The following is a 17,460-nucleotide window of genomic DNA, read 5'->3' on the forward strand; positions in this document are numbered from 1 at the left end:
CGTCTCAGCGGAGGGGCTCCCGGGAGAGCTGCGGCGGCAGGGGCCGGGCGTGCACCACGTCCAGCCGCGACACCGCCCGGGTCAGCGCCACGTACAGCCGGTTGAGGCCGCGCTCCTCCGCCTCGGCGATGGCGGCGGGCTCGCACACCACCACGTGGTCGTACTCCAGGCCCTTGGCCAGCGAGGCGGGCAGCACGCCGAGCCGCCCGGCCACGTCGAGGCCGCCGTCCCACAGCGCGGCCGTCAGCGCGTCGACCTGGTCGTCGGCGGCGATCACCCCGACGGACCCCTCGAACTCCAGTGCCTGCCGCGCCGCCTCCACGACGCCCTCCCGCAGCTCGGGAACGCTGATCAGGCGGACCCGGCCGTCGGCGCGGTGCGAGCGGGTGACGGGCACGTCCACCTCCAGCGCGGGCAGCAGCCGGCCGGCCAGCTCCGCCACCTCGGCCGGCACCCGGAATCCCTCGGTCAGCGCCACCAGCCGGCCGTCCGGCTTGCCGAGCAGCTCCAGGTGCGGCGGCCAGGACCGGGCGGCCCACGGCGTGGTGCCCTGGGCCAGGTCGCCGAGCACGGTGATGGAGCCGTGCTCGCTGCGCCTGGCGACGGCTCTGCACTGCATCGGCGACAGGTCCTGCGCCTCGTCCACGATGACGTGGCCGTAGCCGCGCGGCCGCTCCAGCAGCCCGGCGAGCTCGTCGAGCAGGACCAGGTCCGCGGCGGTCCAGCGGGCGCTCCGGTGGCCGCGCGGCGGCCGGGCCCAGGTGATGGCCCGGCGTTCCGCGGGGGTGAGCGCGTCGGCGGGCGCCCGGCCGCTCAGCACCTCCAGCAGCACCTCCTCCGGCCGTACGGCGGGCCAGACGGCGTCCAGGAACGGCGTGACGGCCCTGCCCACCATGCGCGTCCAGGCCGCGGTCGCCGTCCGCCCGCGCGCCTCGGCCTGCCGCCGCACCAGCTCCACCAGCCGGGCGCGCACCCGCTCGCGGCCTGTCGTGTACGGCAGGGCGTCGCGGCTGGTGTCGTCGACCAGGCGGCGCAGCACGTCCTCGCGGACCCGCCAGCGGGCCGAGCCGTCGGCCACCTCGACCGGTTCGGCGGGCTTGCGGATGCGTGCGTACAGCGCCTCGCGCAGCACCACGGCCATCCGCGGGTCGTGCTTGACGGCCGCCGCCGCGGGGCTGTCCTCCGCCCGCACCGGCACCGTGGCCAGGAGCTGCTCCAGGGTGGTCTGCTCGACGTCGACCTCGCCCAGCGTGGGCAGCACGGCCGAGATGTGGCCGAGGAAGGCCCGGTTGGGCCCGAGCACGAGTACGCCGCCGCGCCGCAGCCGCTCCCGGTGCGCGTACAGCAGGTAGGCGGCCCGGTGCAGGCCGACGGCGGTCTTGCCGGTGCCGGGCGCGCCCTGCACGCAGATCGACTCCGCGAGCCCGGCCCGGACGAGATCGTCCTGCTCGGGCTGGATGGTCGCGACGATGTCGCGCATCGGGCCGACGCGGGGCCGCTCGATCTCGGCCGCCAGCAGGCGGCCGGTGCGGTCCTCCTCGCCCGCTTCGAGCCGTTCGTCCTCGAACGACGTCAGCGTGCGGCCGGACCAGCCGAAGCGGCGGCGCACCGCGACCCCCTGCGGATCCCGGGCGCCGGCGCGGTAGAAGGCGCGGGAGACGGGCGCGCGCCAGTCGATCACCAGGGGCGGGCCGCCGCGCTCGCCGCCGATGTGCCGCCGGCCGATGTGGTAGCTGCGCCCCCGGTGCTCGGCCGAGCTCTGCCCGAAGTCGAGCCGGCCGAAGAACGGCGGCCCGTCCGGCTCCTCGCTCAGCTCCTTGGCCAGGCTCTTGAGGTGGCGGCCGAGCCGCTCGGCGCTGTACCGGTCACCGGCCACGCTCTCGCCGACCACGACGTTCTCGCGCGCGTCGCGCAGCATCCGGCTCAGCCCGGCCATACAGCGCTGGACGTACCGCCTCTCCTCGCTGAGTCTCTCCTCGGTGAGCGCGGACATGACACCTCCCATTAACTCGGTCAATAATTTAACCAGGTTAACACTTTGCTAGAGTGTGCTCATGACGGGACTGCGACAGCTGCAACGGCAGCGCGTGCGGGAGGCCATCTCCGCGGCGGCCATCAGGCTCTTCCTGGAGCGCGGCTTCGACGAGGTGCCGGTCACCGAGGTCGCCGCCGCCGCGCAGGTCTCCAAGCCCACGCTGTTCAAGTACTTCCCGACCAAGGAGGACCTCGTCCTGCACCGCATCGCCGACCACCAGGGCGAGCAGGCCCGCGTGGTGCGGGCGCGCGAGCCCGGCCAGTCGCCGGTGGAGGCGCTGCGCCGCCACTTCCTCGACGGCCTGGCCCGCCACGACCCGGTCACCGGGCTGAACGACCACCCAGAGGTCCTGGACTTCCACCGGATGGTGTTCGGCACGCCCAGCCTGGCCACCCGGGTGTTCCACTACATGGCCCAGGATGAGAAGGCGCTCGCCGAAGCGCTCGCCGAGACCCTCGACGAGCTGACCGCCGGCCTGCTGGCCGCGCAGGTGCTGGCCGTGCAGCGGGTCCTGGCCCGCCGCAACTGGCAGGCCCTCGCCGACGGCGTTCCCCTCGCCGACCTGCGGCCCGACGCCCTGCGCGCCGCCGACCGCGCCTTCTCCCAGCTGCGGACCTGATCTCGTACGGTCTCCGCGCGGGAATGACGGCTGCGGTCCGGACATCCTCAAATTTCGGCCACCCGACCCTATTCGCCCCCGGTACGGGTAGGGCGGCATCGAGACGACGACGTAGCGGACGTAGAGAGGGAGGAACGAGCATGCCGGTACGCGAGATGATCGAGACCTACCCGGCGGACATCAACCTCGACCGGGAGCGCATCGCCGCCACCGTGGGGGCGCTGATCGACTGCGCCCAGGCCTGTACGGCCTGCGCCGACGCGTGCCTGAGCGAGGGCGACGTCGACGACCTGCGCAAGTGCATCCGTACCAACCTCGACTGCGCGGACATCTGCGACACCACGGCGCGCGTGCTGTCGCGGCACACCGGCTACGACGCCAACATCTCCCGCGCCCAGCTGCAGGCCTGCGTCCAGGCGTGCGTGTCGTGCGCCGAGGAGTGCGGCCGGCACTCGCGCACGCATGAGCACTGCCGCGTCTGCGCGGACCAGTGCCGCGCCTGTGAGCAGGCCTGCCGCGACCTGCTCGCGGTCATGAGCTGAGGAGGAGCGCATCGCCAAGTGCGGTGAGAAGGTGTCGGCGAAGGAAGGGGAGAAGATCCCCAAATGCCCGAACGGCCACACCGAGTTCGACAGCCGCACCCAGGAGCCGGGCAACAAGTAGTCATCTGATTCGGTCGGGGCCGTGGGATACGATGCCCGGCCATGATCGAACCGGACTTCGTACGTGCCACCCGTGACTCCTACGACGCGGTCGCCGCCCAGTATGCCGAGTCGTTCAGCGCGACCCTGGAGACCGCGCCGCTGCAGCGGGCGATGCTCGACGCCTTCGCCGCGCTCGTCCGGGGCGGCGGGCCGGTCGCCGACGTCGGGTGCGGCCCCGGGTATGCGACGGGTCACCTGCACGCCCTCGGCGTGGACGCGTTCGGCGTCGACCTGGCCCCGGAGATGATCGCGCTGGCTCGTCAGGCGCACCCGGGGCTGCGGTTCGAGGTGGGGACGATGGCCGCGCTGGACGTGCCGGACGGCGCTCTCGGTGGGGTCCTCTCGCGATACTCGATCATCCACACCCCGCCGGAGCGGCTGCCGGAGATCATCGCCGAGTTCTCGCGGGTGCTCGCTCCAGGCGGTCATCTGATGCTCAGTTTCGTCGCACATGACGAGCCTGCCGAGCCGGCGGAGGCGTACGACCACCGGGTGGCGCGCGCCTACCGATGGTCACCCGACCGGGTCGCCGGCCTGCTGCGTGAGCACGGGCTGGACGAGGTGGCCAGACTGGTGTACGCCCCGGGGGAGGACACCGTGCGCGGGTTCCCGGCCGTCGACCTGCTGACCCGCAAACCGGCTCAGGCGATCGCGGCGGCGGGCGAGGCGGGCGAGGCGGGCGGGATGTTGTGCGTGACGCCGAACGCGTTGAAGGGGTCGTAGCGGCGTTTGACGGTGGTCAGCCGCCGGTGGTCGGCCTCGGTGTAGGCCTCCGCGGTCCGGGTGGGGTCGTGCAGGAAGTTCAGGAACGCGCCGCCGCCGGTGTGCGGGCGCAGGGCGTCGGCCAGGGCCGGGGACCCGGCGTCGGCGATCACTGACAGCCGGGTGTCGCGGTGGCCGGCAGGGCCGGCGCCGGGGCCGGGGCGGCCCATGGCGCCGTCCCAGTGCCGGATCTCCACGGCCGGTCCGTCGTCCGGCCCGGCGACCCGCATGATCGCCGCGATCGCCTCGTCCGGCAGCTCCTTGAGCAGCTCGACCTGGGCGGGGGCGGTGCCGCCCAGGGACGCCTCGGCGTACGGCATGGTGCGGAAGTCCTCGGTGAGAGCCGGGCCCGCGGCCCGCCACAGCGGCCGTAGCAGCCGCCGGGCCCGGCCGGCGTCGCCCGCGTACATCGCCTTGAGCTGCAGGACGCGGCGGCCGCGCACCGGTGCGGGCAGCTGAGGGTCGTCGGGCATCGAGGTCAGCACCAGCGCGGTGCTGAGCTCGTCGGGCAGGCCGGCGAGCAGGTCGCGGTAGCGGGTCACGATCTCGCCGACGCGTCCGGCCGGGAAACAGGCGGTGCCCGCGACGACCCGGGCCACCGGGTGCAGCCGGAACTCCAGCGAGGTCACCACGCCGAAGTTGCCGCCGCCGCCGCGCAGCGCCCAGTGCAGATCGGGGTGGCTGTCAGGAGTGGCGGTCACGAGCCGTCCGTCGGCCGTGACGACCTGGGCGCGCAGCACGCTGTCGGCGGCGAAGCCGAACGCGCGCGACAGCCAGCTCAGGCCCCCGCCGAGGGTGTAGCCGGTCACGCCGACGTCTGCGTGCGACCCCGACAGCGGGGCCAGGCCGAACGGCTGGGCGGCCGTGATGACCTGGCCCCATCGGGCGCCGGGGCCGACGCGGGCGACGCGCCGGCGCGGATCGAGGAACACCCGGTCCATCCGGGAGGTGCGCAGCAGCAGACCGCCGTCGCAGGGCGCGTGGGTGCCGTGGCCGGTCGCCTGCACGGCCAGCGGCAGGCCGGCGTCCCTGGCCGCCACGACCGCGGCCTGGACGTCCTGGACGCCGCTCGCCTCGGCCACCAGCGCGGGTCGTGGGTCGACCGGCGTGAACGCCGAGCACCGGAGCCGGTCGTACCCGGCGTCGCCGGGGAGGTGTAAGGCGCCGTCGAAGCGTGCGCGCAGCCGGCGCTCGGCGGTGGAGGTGTTCCCTGATCCGGTCATGATGGGGCTCCCTGTCGGATGGTCGTGTGCGCCGGAGTGTTGAACTCACGATATAATCACGATCATTGATAGTCAATGATCGTGATTAAATTCTCGGAGGATCCCCCATGGGCGTCATCGACGAAGGCCCGGACCTGGGCATGCTCACCGGTCAGCTGATGCGCGCGATCCAGGAGGAGCTCTTCCGCGCCCTCGCCGAACAGGGACACCCCGAGGTGAGCCCGCGGCACGGATCCGTCCTGGCCTTCCTCGACCCGGGCGGCATCCGCGCGACCGACCTGTCGGCCAGGTCCGGCCAGCACAAGCAGATCGTCGGCACCATCACCGACGAGCTCACCCGCCTCGGCTACGTCACCCGGCGGCCCGACCCCGCCGACCGCCGCGCCAAGCTCATCGTCCCGACCGACCGCGCCCTGGACGAGATCGCCAAGGCCCGCGCCATCATCGCCGCCATCGAACAGCGCTACGCGGAGGCTCTCGGCGCCGACCGGTACGCCGCCTTCAAGGCCACCCTCCAGCAGCTCACCCGCCACCAACGCGCCACGAACAAGGCCGCCACGCCACCTGCGGCGACCTGACCTGGGCGCGCGCCCGGCCTACGGCGCGGCAGCGCGCAGGCCGGCACCTGCGATCCACTCGACGACGGAGTGGTGCCGGGGGCTCCAGCCGAGAAGATCGCGTGCGCGGGCGCCGCGCACGCGGCTGTTGGAGCCCAGGGCGTGCGCGGCGAATCCCGGGTCCCAGAGGTTGCCGGGGGAGGAGGGGTCCCAGGGCCGCGGGGCGGGCATGCCGAGGGCGCCGGCCAGGGCCGAGGCCATCGCACCGAAGGACTCCTCACCGCTCTCGACGAAGTAGAACGTGCCGGCAGGGGACTTCTCCAGGGCGAGGGCGTACAGGTCGGCCAGGTCGTCGACGTGGACGTTGGACCAGATGTTGCGGCCCGCGCCGACGTGGCGGACGACGCCGTCCGAGTGCGCCTGGCGGATCAGCGCGTCGATCAGCACGCTCTGGCGGCCCGGAACCCTGCCCTGCCCGTAGACGAGGCTGTTGCAGAGCACGACCGAGCGCACGTCCTGCTCGGCGGCGGCCAGCACCAGCCGGTCGATGGCGACGCGGGCCGCGCGGACCGGATGGTCCGGCACCCAGCCGGCGACGGCGTCCTCGCCGAACACGTCCTCCGATCGTTCGCCGGTCGTGCCCGTGGCGACGAAGCCGGAGCCGCTGGTGTGGAGCAGTGGCTTGCCCGAGCCGGCCAGGGCGGTGACGAGGGTTTCGACGGCGCCGCGATGATCGCTGTCGGCGGCGTTGACGACGGCGTCCGCGCGGCGGGCCAGCCGGGCGAGCGACTCCGCGTCGTCCAGGGTGCCCACCACCGGCTCGATGCCCAGGCCGCTGAGGGCCCCGGCCCTGGACTCGTCGCGGATCAGGCCGGTGACGGCATGGCCGGATTCGATCAGCCGCGCGGCGACGGTGCCGCCGATGAGGCCGCTCGCGCCGGTGACGAAAATGTTCAAGGAAGGTCCTGTTCGCCGGTTCGGGTGTAAGACGAGGAGATCCTCACCCCGGCTTTCCGCAGCGGGCAAACCCTGTTGCCGAACTGGCAAAGGCAGGCTGCTCAGGCGACGTGGGTGGCGAGGTGGTGCAGGGCGCGGGCGGTCGGGGTGTCCGGGTCGGCGGTCATGAACACCACCTGCTGGTCGTCGTCCGGAACCGTGAGGATGTCGCAGTTGATGTGGAGCCGGCCGAGTTCGGGATGCGTCATGGTCTTCGTCCGGTGGCCGGGCGCGCGCACCGGGTTGGTGGCCCAGATCTCGTCGAACTCCGCGCTGCCCGCCCGGAGGTCGGCCAGCAGGGCGGCGAGGGCCCTGTCACGGGGATACCGATCGGCGGCGGCCCGCAGCCGTGCCACCGCGATCTCGCCGAAGTCCTCGTGGCCCGTGGTCAGCACCTCATCGCGGTCCAGGAAGCGCCGCCGGGCCAGGTTGGGCCGGCTGCCGAGGTCGCCGAGCAGCGCTTCGGCGAGCGGGTTCCAGGCGATCACGTCGTAGCCGGCCGCGGTGACGACGACCGCGGTGCCCGGGATGCGGTGCAGCAGGCCCGCCACGTACGGCCGGACCTCCCGCGGCGGTCCGGCGGGCGGCTCCGGAGCCACGCCGGCCAGCCGGAACAAGTGCGTCCGCTCGGCGGGCGCCAGCCGGAGCGCGCCCGCCAGAGATCGCAGGATGCGCGGCGACGGGCGCGGCCCCCGCGCCTGCTCCAGGCGGACGTAGTAGTCGACCGACATGCCGGCCAGCTCGGCGACCTCCTCGCGGCGCAGGCCCGGAGTGCGGCGCCGGGGTCCTGAGGGCAGTCCGGCCGCGCCCGGCGGCAAGCCCTCCCGCCGGTCACGCAGAAAACGGGCCAGTTCGCTTCTCGCCATACGCTGCCTCCTCGGTCTCCCTGGTACTGATTGTCCCTGGATCGGGCGTTTCGCCGGCGGCACCCTCGACGGCATGGACAACTCGATCGCATTGGTCACCGGCGCCAACAAGGGCATCGGCAAGGAGATCGCGCGCCTACTCGCCGGCGCGGGCCTCACCGTCTACGTCGGCTCGCGCGACGCCGGGCGCGGCGAGCGCGCCGCCGAGGAGATAGGCGGCGACGCCCGGCCGCTCGTCATCGACGTCACGGACGCGGCCGGCGTCGCCGACGCTGCCCGGCAGGTCGACACGCTGGACATCCTGGTCAACAACGCCGGAATCTCCGGTGATGACAAGACCCCGGACCAAGAGGACCTCGACACCCTCCGCCGCGTCTACGAGACGAACGTCTTCGGGGTCGTCACGGTGACCAACGCCTTCCTGCCCGCGCTGCGCCGGTCCGCGCACCCCCGGATCGTGAACGTCTCCAGCGGCACCGGCTCGCTGACCTGGAGCACCGGGCCGCAGTTCCCGCACCAGGGCGCCTACGCCGCCTACCGGTCGTCCAAGGCGGCGCTGAACGCGCTGACGGTGTACTACGCCCACACCCTGGCGGACGACGGCGTCAAGGCCAACGTGCTCGCTCCAGGCCTGCGCCGGACCGACCTCAACGCCCGTGCCGCCGCCGCCGGCGGCGACCCGGCCGAGGCCGCGGCGGGCGCGGTCCGGCTCGCGCTGCTGCCCGACGACGGGCCCTCCGGCGAGTTCTTCTCCTGGGACGGCACGCCCGTCCCGTGGTAGGGGACGCCGCGCCCGCTAACGGCGGACCCGGTAGAGCAGGTGCAGCACCCGGTCGCCCTGGATCACCACGTGCGGGTCCTCCAGCAGGTGCTGGGCGTCGACCGACCCGAAGTAGCGCTTGCCCGAGCCGAAGACCACGGGCACGACGTCCATCGCCACCTCGTCCACCAGGCCGAGACCGAAGGCCCGACCGCCGACCTCGCCCGCCGCCACGGCGACGGTGCGCTCTCCCGCGAGCTCCCTGGCCTTGGCGATCGCCTGGGTCACGTCGTCGACGAAGTGGTAGGACGCCTCAGGGTGCCATCCGTCGGGCTTGGGCCGGTGGGACACCACGACGACGTGCTCGCCCGTAGGCGGCGAACCCTCCCAGCCGTTGGTCATGTCGAACAGGTGACGCCCGATCACCATCGACCCGATACGCGCCCACATCGGCCGGATGTAGTCGGCCGAGGCCCGTGAGACCTTCATCCCGCCGCCGTCGACGAGGTCGACGTCGCCGTTGAAGTACCAGTCGAACAGCGGGCCGATCTCATCGTTCGCGTCGGCGATGAAGCCGTCCACCGACACGACGTTGTGCATCACTACGGTGCTCATCACATCTCCTCCGTGCTCGTTGCCTGTCCTTTCACCCATGCGTCGATCGCGCGCCGCCGGGATCGACACGGCTCCGGGGAATTTCTTCCTCATGTGCCCGGCCTCATAGCGGGCCGCCGGAATATGTGCCCGAGTCACCTGGTCCATTGGCCCGGATGACACCTAGCGTTCACGGTTACGGCGGCCCGGGCGCGGCTCAGGTCCCGCCTGACGCGCGAGGAGGGCGCATGGGAGTAGATCCGACGGGGAGCGGGCACGGTGTCGCCCCGGGCGGATCCGTCCCCGCTCAGGCCGTTACCGCTCAGGCCGTTACCGGTCAGTCCGGGCCCATTCTGAAGGTGCGTGGGCTGAGCAGGGAGTTCCGCGGCTTCCTGGCCGTGGACGGCGTGGACCTGGACGTGGCCGAGGGCGGCGTGCACGCGCTGGTGGGTCCCAACGGGGCCGGCAAGACCACCCTGTTCAACCTGCTGACCGGCTTCCTCAAGCCGACCGCGGGCAGCGTGGTCCTGGCGGCGCGCGGAGAGCTGGCCGGGCGCAGCCCCGAGGCGATCACCCGGCTGGGTGTGGCGCGCTCGTTCCAGATCACCAGCCTGTTCGCCGAGCTGACCCCGCGTCAGCACGTGGAGCTGGCGCTGGCCAGCGGCACCGGCCTGGGCTGGCGGTTCTGGCGCTCGGACCGGGCGCTGGCCCGCTTCACCGGACGCGCGGAGGAACTGCTCGACGAGGTCGGGCTGTCCGGCCACGGCGAGGTCCAGGCGGGCTCGCTGCCGTACGGGAGGAAGCGCGCGCTGGAGCTGGCGCTCGCCCTGGCGCTGGAGCCCCGGGTGCTGCTGCTCGACGAGCCGACCGCCGGGATGGGCGTGGAGGACGTGGACCGCACCATCGAGCTCATCCGCAAGATCCGCGCGGGCCGCACCGTGGTCCTGGTCGAGCACAACATGAGCGTGGTCGCCAGCCTCGCCGACCGGGTGACCGTCCTGCAGCACGGCAAGGTGCTGGCCGAGGGACCGTACGCCGAGATCCGCCACGACCCGCGGGTCATCACCGCCTACCTCGGAGACTCCCATGTTGATCGTTGACCGGCTGTCGGCGTGGTACGGCGAGGCGCAGGCGCTGCGCGAGGTGTCGATGCGGGTCGACGAGGGCGAGATCGTCACGCTGGTCGGCCGCAACGGCGCCGGCAAGACGACGCTGCTGCGCTGCCTGATGGGACTGCACGGCTCGTACGGCAGGACGGCGGGCACGATCTCGCTGTCCGGGGAGGACGTCACCGGCCTCGGCCCCCACCGCAGAGCCCGGCGCGGCCTGGGCTTCGTCCCGGACGACCGGGGCATCTACGCCACCTTGTCGGTGGAGGAGAACCTGCTGCTGCCGCCCGTCAACAAGACCGGCTCGGAGCCGTGGCCGCTGAAGCGGGTGTACGAGACGTTCCCGGCGCTGCGCGAGCGGCGGCGCTTCCCCGGGACGAAGCTGTCGGGCGGCGAGCAGCAGATGCTCGCGCTCGCCCGCGTGCTGCGCACGGGCGCCCGGCTGCTGCTGTGCGACGAGCCCACCGAGGGCCTGTCGCCGCTGATCGTCCAGCAGATCGGCGAGATCCTGCGCGAGGTCAAGGCGGCCGGGGTGACCGTCCTGCTCATCGAGCAGAACGTGCACTTCGCCGCGACCGTCGCCGACCGCCACTACCTGCTGGCCGAGGGCCGGATCGTCGAATCGCTGGACAACGAGCAGGTCCGCGAACGCGAGCACGAGTTGCTCGAATACCTCGGAATCTGACGACGGCCATGATCGTGGAAATAGAGGAGATGCCTGAATGAGAGTCACGGGCTGGAGCGGCTGCCTGGCCGCCGCGGGGTTGCTGCTGACCGGGTGCGCGGGCGGGCCGGGAGGCGGCGGCGGGAAGATCAGTGACGACAAGGTGGTGCTGGCCGTGCTGAACGACCAGTCGGGCATCTACTCCGCGACCTCCGGCAAGGAGACGATCGAGTCCGTCAAGATGGCGGCGGACGACTATCGGGCCAAGCACGGCGACAAGGCGGTGGCCAAGGAGATCGTGGTGGAGGCCGCCGACCACCAGAACAAGCCGGAGATCGCCAACTCCAAGGCGCAGGAGCTCTACGACCGGCAGCAGGCCGACGTCATCCTGGACGTGCCGACCTCCTCGGCCGCGCTCGCCGTCGCCACCGTCGCCAAGAACAAGAAGAAGGTCTTCATCGACGTCGGCGCCGCCAGCACCGAGCTGGAAGGCAAGTCGTGCAACAAGTACACCTTCCACTACAGCTACAACAGCTACATGCTGGCCCACGGCACCGGCACCGAGGTCACCAAGGACGGCGCCAAGAACTGGTACATCGTCTACCCCGACTACGCGTTCGGGCAGGACATGCAGAAGACCTTCGGCGAGGCGATCAAGGCGGCCGGCGGCAGCGTGGTCGAGTCCGACCCGACGCCGTTCCCCAACGACAACTTCGCCACGTTCCTGCTCAAGGCGTCGAACCTGGACCCCAAGCCCCAGGTGCTCGGCACCATGCAGGCCGGCGGTGACCTGGTCAACCTGGTGAAGCAGTACAACGAGTACAAGCTGCGCGACAAGGGCGTGGGTCTCGCGATCGGGCTGCTGGGCCTCACCGACATCCACTCACTCGGCCCGGACGCCCTGGCGGGCACCCGCTACACGGACTCGTGGTACTGGAACACCGACGACAAGAGCCGCGCCTGGGCCGACAGGTTCCAGGCCAAGACCGGCAAGCGGCCCACCGCCAACCACGCCGCCAACTACTCGGCCGCCCTGCAGTACCTGGAGGCCGTCCAGCGCGCCGGCACGGACAACTCCGACGAGGTGGTCAAGCAGCTCGAGGGCTACAAGGTGGAGGACATGTTCGCCCGCAACGGCACCATCCGCGCCCAGGACCACCTGCTGCTGCACGACGCCTACCTGGCGGAGGTGAAGCCGTCCGCCGAGGTCAAGGAGCCGTGGGACTACGTCAAGATCCTCAAGACCATCCCGGCGGCCGAGGCGTTCCAGCCGCAGCCCGACCCCGCCTGCAAGCTGTAGGCGGCCGGCGTGCTCCAGCAGGCGTTCAACGGGTTGGTGGGCGGGGCGTTCTACGCCCTGCTCGCCCTCGGCCTGGCGGTCATCTTCGGGATGCTCGGCGTGGTCAACCTGGCTCATGGCGCGTTCTACATGCTCGGCGCCTTCGGGGCGTTCATCGCGCTCGACTCCTTCGGCCTGAACTTCTGGGCGGCCCTGCTGCTGGTGCCGCCGCTGCTGGGCCTGGCCGGGGTCGTCCTGGAACGGTTGTTCATCCGCCGGCTGACCCCGCTGGACCCCCTGTACGGCTTCCTGTTCACCTTCGGGCTGGCGCTCATCCTGCAGGACCTGGTGAAGCGGGAGTACGGGGTGAGCTCCCAGCCGTACCCACGGCCGCCGGAGCTGGGCGGCACGATCGACCTGGGGCTGTTCACCTACCCCGCCTACCAGGTGTTCGTGCTGGCGGTGTCGGCGCTGGTGTGCGTCGCGGTGTGGGTGGTCCTCACCCGTACCCGCGTCGGGATGATCGTCCGGGCCGCGACCGAGCGGCCCGAGCTGACGCGGGCGCTGGGCATCGACGTGGGCCGGTGGGTGACCCCCGTGTTCGGCTTCGGGGTCGCGCTGGCCGCGTTCGCCGGGGTGCTGGCCGCGCCGATGCGCGCGGTCAACCCGCTGATGGGCGCTGACCTGATCATCACCGTCTTCGCGGTGGTGGTGATCGGCGGCCTGGGCTCGGTGTTCGGCTCGGTCGCCGCCGGGTTCGCCGTCGGGCTGGTGTCGGCCCTGGGGAACCTGTACGTGCCCGCGCTCTCCCAGACCATGGTGTTCATCCTCATGGCCGTGGTGCTGCTGTGGCGCCCGGCCGGGCTGTTCGGACAGCAGGAGGCGTTCCGGTGATTCTGTCCAGGCTGGCCCGATCGGGCCGAGGCGGGCTGCTGCTCCTGGTCGCCGGGCTGTTCGCGGCCCTCGTCCTGCCCTGGATGATCTATCCGCCGGTGGCGCTGGACATCGCCTGCTGGGCGCTGTTCGCCGCGGCGGTGGACCTGCTGCTGGGCTTCACCGGGCTGCTGTCGTTCGGGCACGCCGCGTTCTGGGGCGGATCGGCCTACTGCACCGGCCTGATCGCGCTGCACACCGGGCTGCCGTTCCCGGTCGCGATCCTCGGCGGCGCGGCGTTCGCGGCACTGCTGGCGCTGCCGATCGGCTATCTGTCGGTACGGCTCAGCGGCATCTACTTCGCCATGGTCACCCTGGCCTTCGCCCAGATGACGTACTTCATCGCCAACCAGTGGCGGGACGTGACCGGCGGGGAGAACGGCCTGCAGGGCATCCCCCGGGAGCTGTTCGGACTCGACCTGTCCGACTCGTTCTTCTTCTACTACGCGGGCCTGCCGTTCGTGCTGGCCGGGCTGTTCGCCGCCTGGCGCATCGTACGCTCGCCGTTCGGCCGGGTACTGGTGTCCATCCGCGCCAACCCGGACCGGGCGCGCGCCCTCGGCTACCCCGTCGACCGCTACCGGCTCCTGGCCTTCGTCCTGTCCGCCGCGCTCTCCGGGATGGCCGGGGGAGTCTTCGCCATCGGCCACGGCTTCGCCTCACTCGAGGGCGTCTACTGGACCACCTCCGGGCAGGCCGTGATGATGGTCATCCTCGGCGGGATCGGCACGTTGTGGGGCGGCGCCATCGGCGCGGCCCTGGTCGTCCAGCTCCAGGACTTCCTGGCCACCGCCGGGTTCGCGGAGACCGGGATCATCACGGGCTCGATCTTCATCGTGGTCGTGCTGCTGTTCCGCCGGGGCATCTGGGGAACGGCCCGGCACCTGCTGGACTCCCGGCGGGCGGCCGCCGAATCCGGAGAGGTGGCCGCCGAACCCAGGAAGTCCGTCGACACCCCTGCCTGACCGTCGAGCCGTCCGCTCGCCGCCGCCTGGATTCGCGCTCCCCAGGGTCTTGACTATTGCTCACTGTGGGTGCGCGAATGCTACAACGATGGACAAAGTCATCGATCACGCGGCGGTCGAACGGCGTCCGCATCATCGGACGAGTCCTGCGGACGAGCCCGCGTGGACGGGAGCAAGGGTTGTGAACAGGCGCAGTTTCCTCCAGCTTCTCGTCGACGAGGCACCGCTGCCCCACTACGACGAGGTCCTGCACGACGCGGTGGCGAACGCCGCCTCACCCGCCGAGGTGGCGGACCTGCACGCCGAGCACACGCTCGCTCTCCAACTCCGCGACACGCTGGAGAAACGGCGCAGCCGGCAGGAACAGCAGCGGGCGCTGGTCGAGTGCGCGAAGGAGCTGGCCGAGGACCGCAGCGACCCCGACACGATCCTGAGCCTGATCGTGAGCCAGGCGCAGCGGCTGCTCGGCTGCGACATGGCGTACCTGAGCCTGAACGACAACGCGGCCCGGGTGACCTGCATGCAGGTGATGGTCGGCGCGACCTCCTCGGCCTGGAGGGACGTCCGGATCCCGTTCGGGATCGGCATCGGCGGCCGGGTCGCCGCCACCGGCACGCCCTTCTCCACGCCCGACTACTTCAGCGACGAACGGCTGACGCACGATCCGGTCGTCGACGCCTCGGTCAGGGCGGAGCGGCAGCTGTCGATCGTCGGCGTACCGTTGCGCACCAGCGCCGTCATCGGGGTCCTGTTCGCCGCCAACCGCACGCCGGGCTGGTTCTCCCACGACGCCATCGCGCTCCTGGGCTCCTTCGCCGCCCTCGCCGCGACCACCATCGAGCAGGCGCGGTCGAGGTATGACCGGGATCAGACCCTGACGGCCCTGCGGCAGGCGAACGAGGCTCTCCGGCAGCGTACGGTCGACCAGGAGAGGGCGGTCGCGGCGCACGACCAGAGCATGGCCATCGTGCTGCGGGGCGGTGGCGTGCAGGAGGTCGTGACCGCGGCGGGTGATCAGCTCGGCGGCGTGCTCGCCATCTTCGACGAGTTCGAGACGCCCGTCGCCTGGACCCCCGGGGCGCCCGAGGAGGTCCTGAAGGCGATGTCCGTCGCGGCGGGCGGCGCGCACGACGGGGCGTACTGGGTCACCGATCTGGTGGCCGGCACCGAGAATCTCGGCACCCTGGTCTGGGAGCCACCGGTCGCCTCCACCGAGGTAGGCGACCTGGACAGGCGGCTGCTCGCCCGCGCGGCGGTCGTCGCCTCGCTGCTCCAGCTGTTCAGCCGCAACCTCGCCGCCGCTGAGGCCAGGGTGCGCGGCGAGCTGCTCGACGACCTCCTCACGCCCACCCCGCGCACGTATTCCTCACTGGCCGAGCGCGCCCTGCGGATCGGCTACCAGCCCCAGAAGCGGCATGCCGTCGTCGTCGCGCACATCCGGGCGGAGAACCGGCAGAGCCTCGCCTCCGTGGCGTCCGATCTCGCCGCCGCGAGCGACGGCCTGAGCACGGTACGGGACGGTCAGGCGATCCTGGTCATCCCCTCCGACGATCCGTCGCTGACGGGCCGCCGGACAGCCCGCTCGATGACCATGCGGCTGGGGTCGCCGGTCACGGTCGGCGCGGCGGGACCGGTCGACGATCCGGCCGACCTGCCCGCCGCCTACGCGGAGGCGCTGGCGTGCGCGCAGGCCCTGCTCCGGCTCGAACGGGTGGGCGTCGCCGCCACGGCCGCCGACCTCGGGTACGCCGGACTGCTGCTGGGCGACGGCGCGTCCGCGGTCCGGTTCGTGGCACGGACGCTGGGGCCGGTCATCCGGCACGACGAACAGCGCTCGACCGCGCTGATGGAGACGCTCGAAGCCTACTTCGCCACCGGGCAGAGCCTCGTCGCCAGCGCCAAGCGGTTGCACATCCACCCGAACACCGTCACCCAGCGCCTCGACCGGGTCCGGCGCCTGCTCGGCATGGACTGGAACAGCCCGGATCACACCCTGGAGGTGCAGCTGGCGCTCAGGCTGCACCGGCTCGGCCGCGAACTCGACGACTGACGACTCGACGCCCCAGGGCAATGAGAGTCGTGTTCGTTGACGATCGATGACATAAATGTCTATTGTTCTGGGGGTGGCGTGCCCCCGCGCCGCGCCTTGTCGACACGCCGAAAGGGAGTCGTGATGACCGCGCCCCACCAGGACGCCGCCCCGGATCGCGAGCTCACGCACGACTTCGACCCGCGCGCCCCCGAGGCCTTCACCAGCGCCCACGCGCTCTACAAGGAGATGCGCACGAGCTGCCCGGTGGCGCACAGCGACACCTACGACGGCGGCTTCTGGGCGCTGTTCCGGCACGAGGACGTCAAGCACGTCCTGGAGAGCCGCGACGTGTTCACCACGTCGGTGCAGAACACGGTGCCGAAGTTCGCCTTCACCGGCAGGCGGCCGCCCCTGCACTTCGACCCGCCGGAGCACACCGCCTACCGCAAGGTGATCAACCGCTTCTTCACCCGGGAGAAGATGGCCGCGATCGAGCCGCGGGTGCGGCAGTACGCGGTTCAGCTCCTGGAGCCCCTCGTCGAGGCCGGCGAGGGGGACGTCTCGGTGGACTACGCGCAGAAGTTCCCGGCGCACGTGTTCGCCGCGTTCTTCAACCTGCCGACGGAACTGTCCGCGCTGATCAAGGAGATCAGTGCCGAATATGTGGCGGCGATCCAGATCGTCGACACAGAAAACGTCGTACGTCTGAGCCGGAGACTGTACGAGATCGCCCAGGCCGTCATCGACGAGCGCGCCGGCAGCCCGATGGACCCGCGCGACGACCTGACCAGCGCCCTCATGGAGGCCGAGTACGAAGGGCGGCCGCTGCCCGCCGACATGATCCTGGGCTGTGTCCGGCAACTGCTGGTCACCGGCATGGTGGCGCCCAGTGTCTTCATCGGCAACATGTTCGTGCACCTCGCCGGCGACCCGGAGCTCGCGGACCTGCTGCGCGCCCGCCCCGAGCGGATCCCGGCGGCGGTCGAGGAGTTCCTGCGCCTGTACGGCCCCTATCGCGGCATGGCCAGAACGGCCCGCCAGGACGTCGAGATCGGCGGCCGGCTCATCAAGGCAGGCGAGCCGATCGCCCTGGTCTACACCTCGGCCAACCGGGACGAACGGGTCTTCCCCGACGGGGAGACCTTCCGATTCGACCGGCCGAACCTGGCCCGGCACCTGGCGTTCGGCGGCGGCGTCCACACCTGCCCGGGGGCGCCCCTGGCGCGCATGATGCTCATCACGACGCTGGAGGAGGCGCTGGCCAGGACGGCGTCGTTCGAGCTCGGCGGGGAGATCATGATGGCCCGCTGGGCGGAGTGGGGAACGAACTCCGTTCCGCTGCGGTTCACGCCCGCCGCCTGA

The 17,460-nt window shown here is 71.8% G+C and carries 17 protein-coding genes; 12 read left to right on the top strand and 5 right to left on the bottom strand.

From position 1 onward, the window contains the following. Positions 1-4: 4 nt before the first annotated feature. Positions 5-1,993, bottom strand: a complete 1,989-nt coding sequence (locus tag ACTMTF_RS05880; protein WP_441109572.1) for a HelD family protein — start codon at positions 1,991-1,993, stop codon at positions 5-7. A gap of 61 nt (positions 1,994-2,054) precedes the next feature. On the opposite strand from ACTMTF_RS05880, the gene ACTMTF_RS05885 reads away from it, so the two are divergent. From ACTMTF_RS05885 to ACTMTF_RS05895, 3 genes are all read left to right on the top strand, one after another. After that, positions 2,055-2,654 (top strand): TetR family transcriptional regulator, encoded by a 600-nt coding sequence (locus ACTMTF_RS05885; protein WP_441109573.1) that lies wholly within the window; start codon positions 2,055-2,057, stop codon positions 2,652-2,654. A gap of 140 nt (positions 2,655-2,794) precedes the next feature. Next, entirely contained in the window at positions 2,795-3,196 is a 402-nt protein-coding gene (locus ACTMTF_RS05890; RefSeq protein ID WP_441109574.1) for a four-helix bundle copper-binding protein, read from the top strand. 162 nt (positions 3,197-3,358) lie between these two features. Next, the gene (locus ACTMTF_RS05895; RefSeq protein WP_441109575.1) at positions 3,359-4,081 is read left to right on the top strand and encodes a class I SAM-dependent DNA methyltransferase; all 723 of its coding nucleotides are present in this window, start codon (positions 3,359-3,361) and stop codon (positions 4,079-4,081) included. Here ACTMTF_RS05895 and ACTMTF_RS05900 read toward each other — a convergent pair. Next, positions 4,000-5,343, bottom strand: coding sequence for an FAD-binding oxidoreductase (locus tag ACTMTF_RS05900; protein ID WP_441109576.1), 1,344 nt, complete (start codon positions 5,341-5,343; stop codon positions 4,000-4,002). The two genes, ACTMTF_RS05895 and ACTMTF_RS05900, sit on opposite strands and share 82 nt — an antisense overlap. Before the next feature lie 107 nt (positions 5,344-5,450). Here ACTMTF_RS05900 and ACTMTF_RS05905 point away from each other — a divergent pair, with 107 nt between their 5' ends. Beyond that, positions 5,451-5,921: a MarR family winged helix-turn-helix transcriptional regulator gene (locus tag ACTMTF_RS05905; protein WP_441109577.1), complete on the top strand. Its 471-nt coding sequence runs from the start codon at positions 5,451-5,453 to the stop codon at positions 5,919-5,921. An 18-nt stretch (positions 5,922-5,939) separates the two neighbouring features. On the opposite strand, the gene ACTMTF_RS05910 is transcribed toward ACTMTF_RS05905, so the two are convergent. Both ACTMTF_RS05910 and ACTMTF_RS05915 read right to left on the bottom strand, forming a co-directional pair. Then, complete coding sequence (locus ACTMTF_RS05910) at positions 5,940-6,857, bottom strand: NAD-dependent epimerase/dehydratase family protein (protein ID WP_441109578.1); 918 nt, start codon at positions 6,855-6,857, stop codon at positions 5,940-5,942. 101 nt (positions 6,858-6,958) lie between these two features. Next, positions 6,959-7,762, bottom strand: a complete 804-nt coding sequence (locus ACTMTF_RS05915) for a helix-turn-helix transcriptional regulator (RefSeq protein ID WP_441109579.1) — start codon at positions 7,760-7,762, stop codon at positions 6,959-6,961. Positions 7,763-7,835: 73 nt separating this feature from the next. On the opposite strand from ACTMTF_RS05915, the gene ACTMTF_RS05920 reads away from it, so the two are divergent. Next, positions 7,836-8,543, top strand: a complete 708-nt coding sequence (locus ACTMTF_RS05920) for an SDR family oxidoreductase (RefSeq protein ID WP_441109580.1) — start codon at positions 7,836-7,838, stop codon at positions 8,541-8,543. Positions 8,544-8,558: 15 nt separating this feature from the next. Here the strand turns inward: ACTMTF_RS05920 and ACTMTF_RS05925 are convergent, their stop codons facing one another. Further along, positions 8,559-9,137 carry a dihydrofolate reductase family protein gene (locus ACTMTF_RS05925; RefSeq protein ID WP_441109581.1) on the bottom strand — a complete coding sequence of 193 codons (579 nt, stop codon included), beginning with the start codon at positions 9,135-9,137 and terminating at the stop codon, positions 8,559-8,561. Positions 9,138-9,475: 338 nt separating this feature from the next. Here ACTMTF_RS05925 and ACTMTF_RS05930 point away from each other — a divergent pair, with 338 nt between their 5' ends. The 7 genes from ACTMTF_RS05930 (at position 9,476) to ACTMTF_RS05960 (ending at position 17,460) form a co-directional block, all read left to right on the top strand. Beyond that, a complete protein-coding gene (locus ACTMTF_RS05930; protein WP_441109582.1) occupies positions 9,476-10,216 on the top strand; it encodes an ABC transporter ATP-binding protein in 741 nt (246 codons plus the stop codon). Beyond that, complete coding sequence (locus ACTMTF_RS05935; protein ID WP_441109583.1) at positions 10,203-10,910, top strand: ABC transporter ATP-binding protein; 708 nt, start codon at positions 10,203-10,205, stop codon at positions 10,908-10,910. Before ACTMTF_RS05930 ends, ACTMTF_RS05935 begins: the two co-directional genes overlap by 14 nt. Positions 10,911-10,947: 37 nt before the next feature. After that, positions 10,948-12,189 carry an ABC transporter substrate-binding protein gene (locus ACTMTF_RS05940; RefSeq protein WP_441109584.1) on the top strand — a complete coding sequence of 414 codons (1,242 nt, stop codon included), beginning with the start codon at positions 10,948-10,950 and terminating at the stop codon, positions 12,187-12,189. 9 nt (positions 12,190-12,198) lie between these two features. Then, complete coding sequence (locus ACTMTF_RS05945) at positions 12,199-13,062, top strand: branched-chain amino acid ABC transporter permease (RefSeq protein WP_441109585.1); 864 nt, start codon at positions 12,199-12,201, stop codon at positions 13,060-13,062. Then, positions 13,059-14,066: a branched-chain amino acid ABC transporter permease gene (locus ACTMTF_RS05950; protein ID WP_441109586.1), complete on the top strand. Its 1,008-nt coding sequence runs from the start codon at positions 13,059-13,061 to the stop codon at positions 14,064-14,066. Before ACTMTF_RS05945 ends, ACTMTF_RS05950 begins: the two co-directional genes overlap by 4 nt. A 181-nt stretch (positions 14,067-14,247) precedes the next feature. After that, positions 14,248-16,116 carry a helix-turn-helix domain-containing protein gene (locus tag ACTMTF_RS05955; protein ID WP_441109587.1) on the top strand — a complete coding sequence of 623 codons (1,869 nt, stop codon included), beginning with the start codon at positions 14,248-14,250 and terminating at the stop codon, positions 16,114-16,116. A 123-nt stretch (positions 16,117-16,239) separates the two neighbouring features. Then, entirely contained in the window at positions 16,240-17,460 is a 1,221-nt protein-coding gene (locus ACTMTF_RS05960) for a cytochrome P450 (RefSeq protein ID WP_441109588.1), read from the top strand.

Source organism: Nonomuraea sp. ZG12 (genome assembly GCF_052068115.1).
GTDB lineage: Bacteria > Actinomycetota > Actinomycetes > Streptosporangiales > Streptosporangiaceae > Nonomuraea.

Bases quoted from the DNA above. Each gene is read 5' to 3' on its own strand.
- ACTMTF_RS05880 (WP_441109572.1), bottom strand. From the start codon at position 1,993: ATGTCCGCGCTCACCGAGGAGAGACTCAGCGAGGAGAGGCGGTACGTC.
- ACTMTF_RS05885 (WP_441109573.1), top strand. From the start codon at position 2,055: ATGACGGGACTGCGACAGCTGCAACGGCAGCGCGTGCGGGAGGCCATC.
- ACTMTF_RS05890 (WP_441109574.1), top strand. From the start codon at position 2,795: ATGCCGGTACGCGAGATGATCGAGACCTACCCGGCGGACATCAACCTC.
- ACTMTF_RS05895 (WP_441109575.1), top strand. From the start codon at position 3,359: ATGATCGAACCGGACTTCGTACGTGCCACCCGTGACTCCTACGACGCG.
- ACTMTF_RS05900 (WP_441109576.1), bottom strand. From the start codon at position 5,343: ATGACCGGATCAGGGAACACCTCCACCGCCGAGCGCCGGCTGCGCGCA.
- ACTMTF_RS05905 (WP_441109577.1), top strand. From the start codon at position 5,451: ATGGGCGTCATCGACGAAGGCCCGGACCTGGGCATGCTCACCGGTCAG.
- ACTMTF_RS05915 (WP_441109579.1), bottom strand. From the start codon at position 7,762: ATGGCGAGAAGCGAACTGGCCCGTTTTCTGCGTGACCGGCGGGAGGGC.
- ACTMTF_RS05920 (WP_441109580.1), top strand. From the start codon at position 7,836: ATGGACAACTCGATCGCATTGGTCACCGGCGCCAACAAGGGCATCGGC.
- ACTMTF_RS05925 (WP_441109581.1), bottom strand. From the start codon at position 9,137: ATGAGCACCGTAGTGATGCACAACGTCGTGTCGGTGGACGGCTTCATC.
- ACTMTF_RS05935 (WP_441109583.1), top strand. From the start codon at position 10,203: ATGTTGATCGTTGACCGGCTGTCGGCGTGGTACGGCGAGGCGCAGGCG.
- ACTMTF_RS05940 (WP_441109584.1), top strand. From the start codon at position 10,948: ATGAGAGTCACGGGCTGGAGCGGCTGCCTGGCCGCCGCGGGGTTGCTG.
- ACTMTF_RS05960 (WP_441109588.1), top strand. From the start codon at position 16,240: ATGACCGCGCCCCACCAGGACGCCGCCCCGGATCGCGAGCTCACGCAC.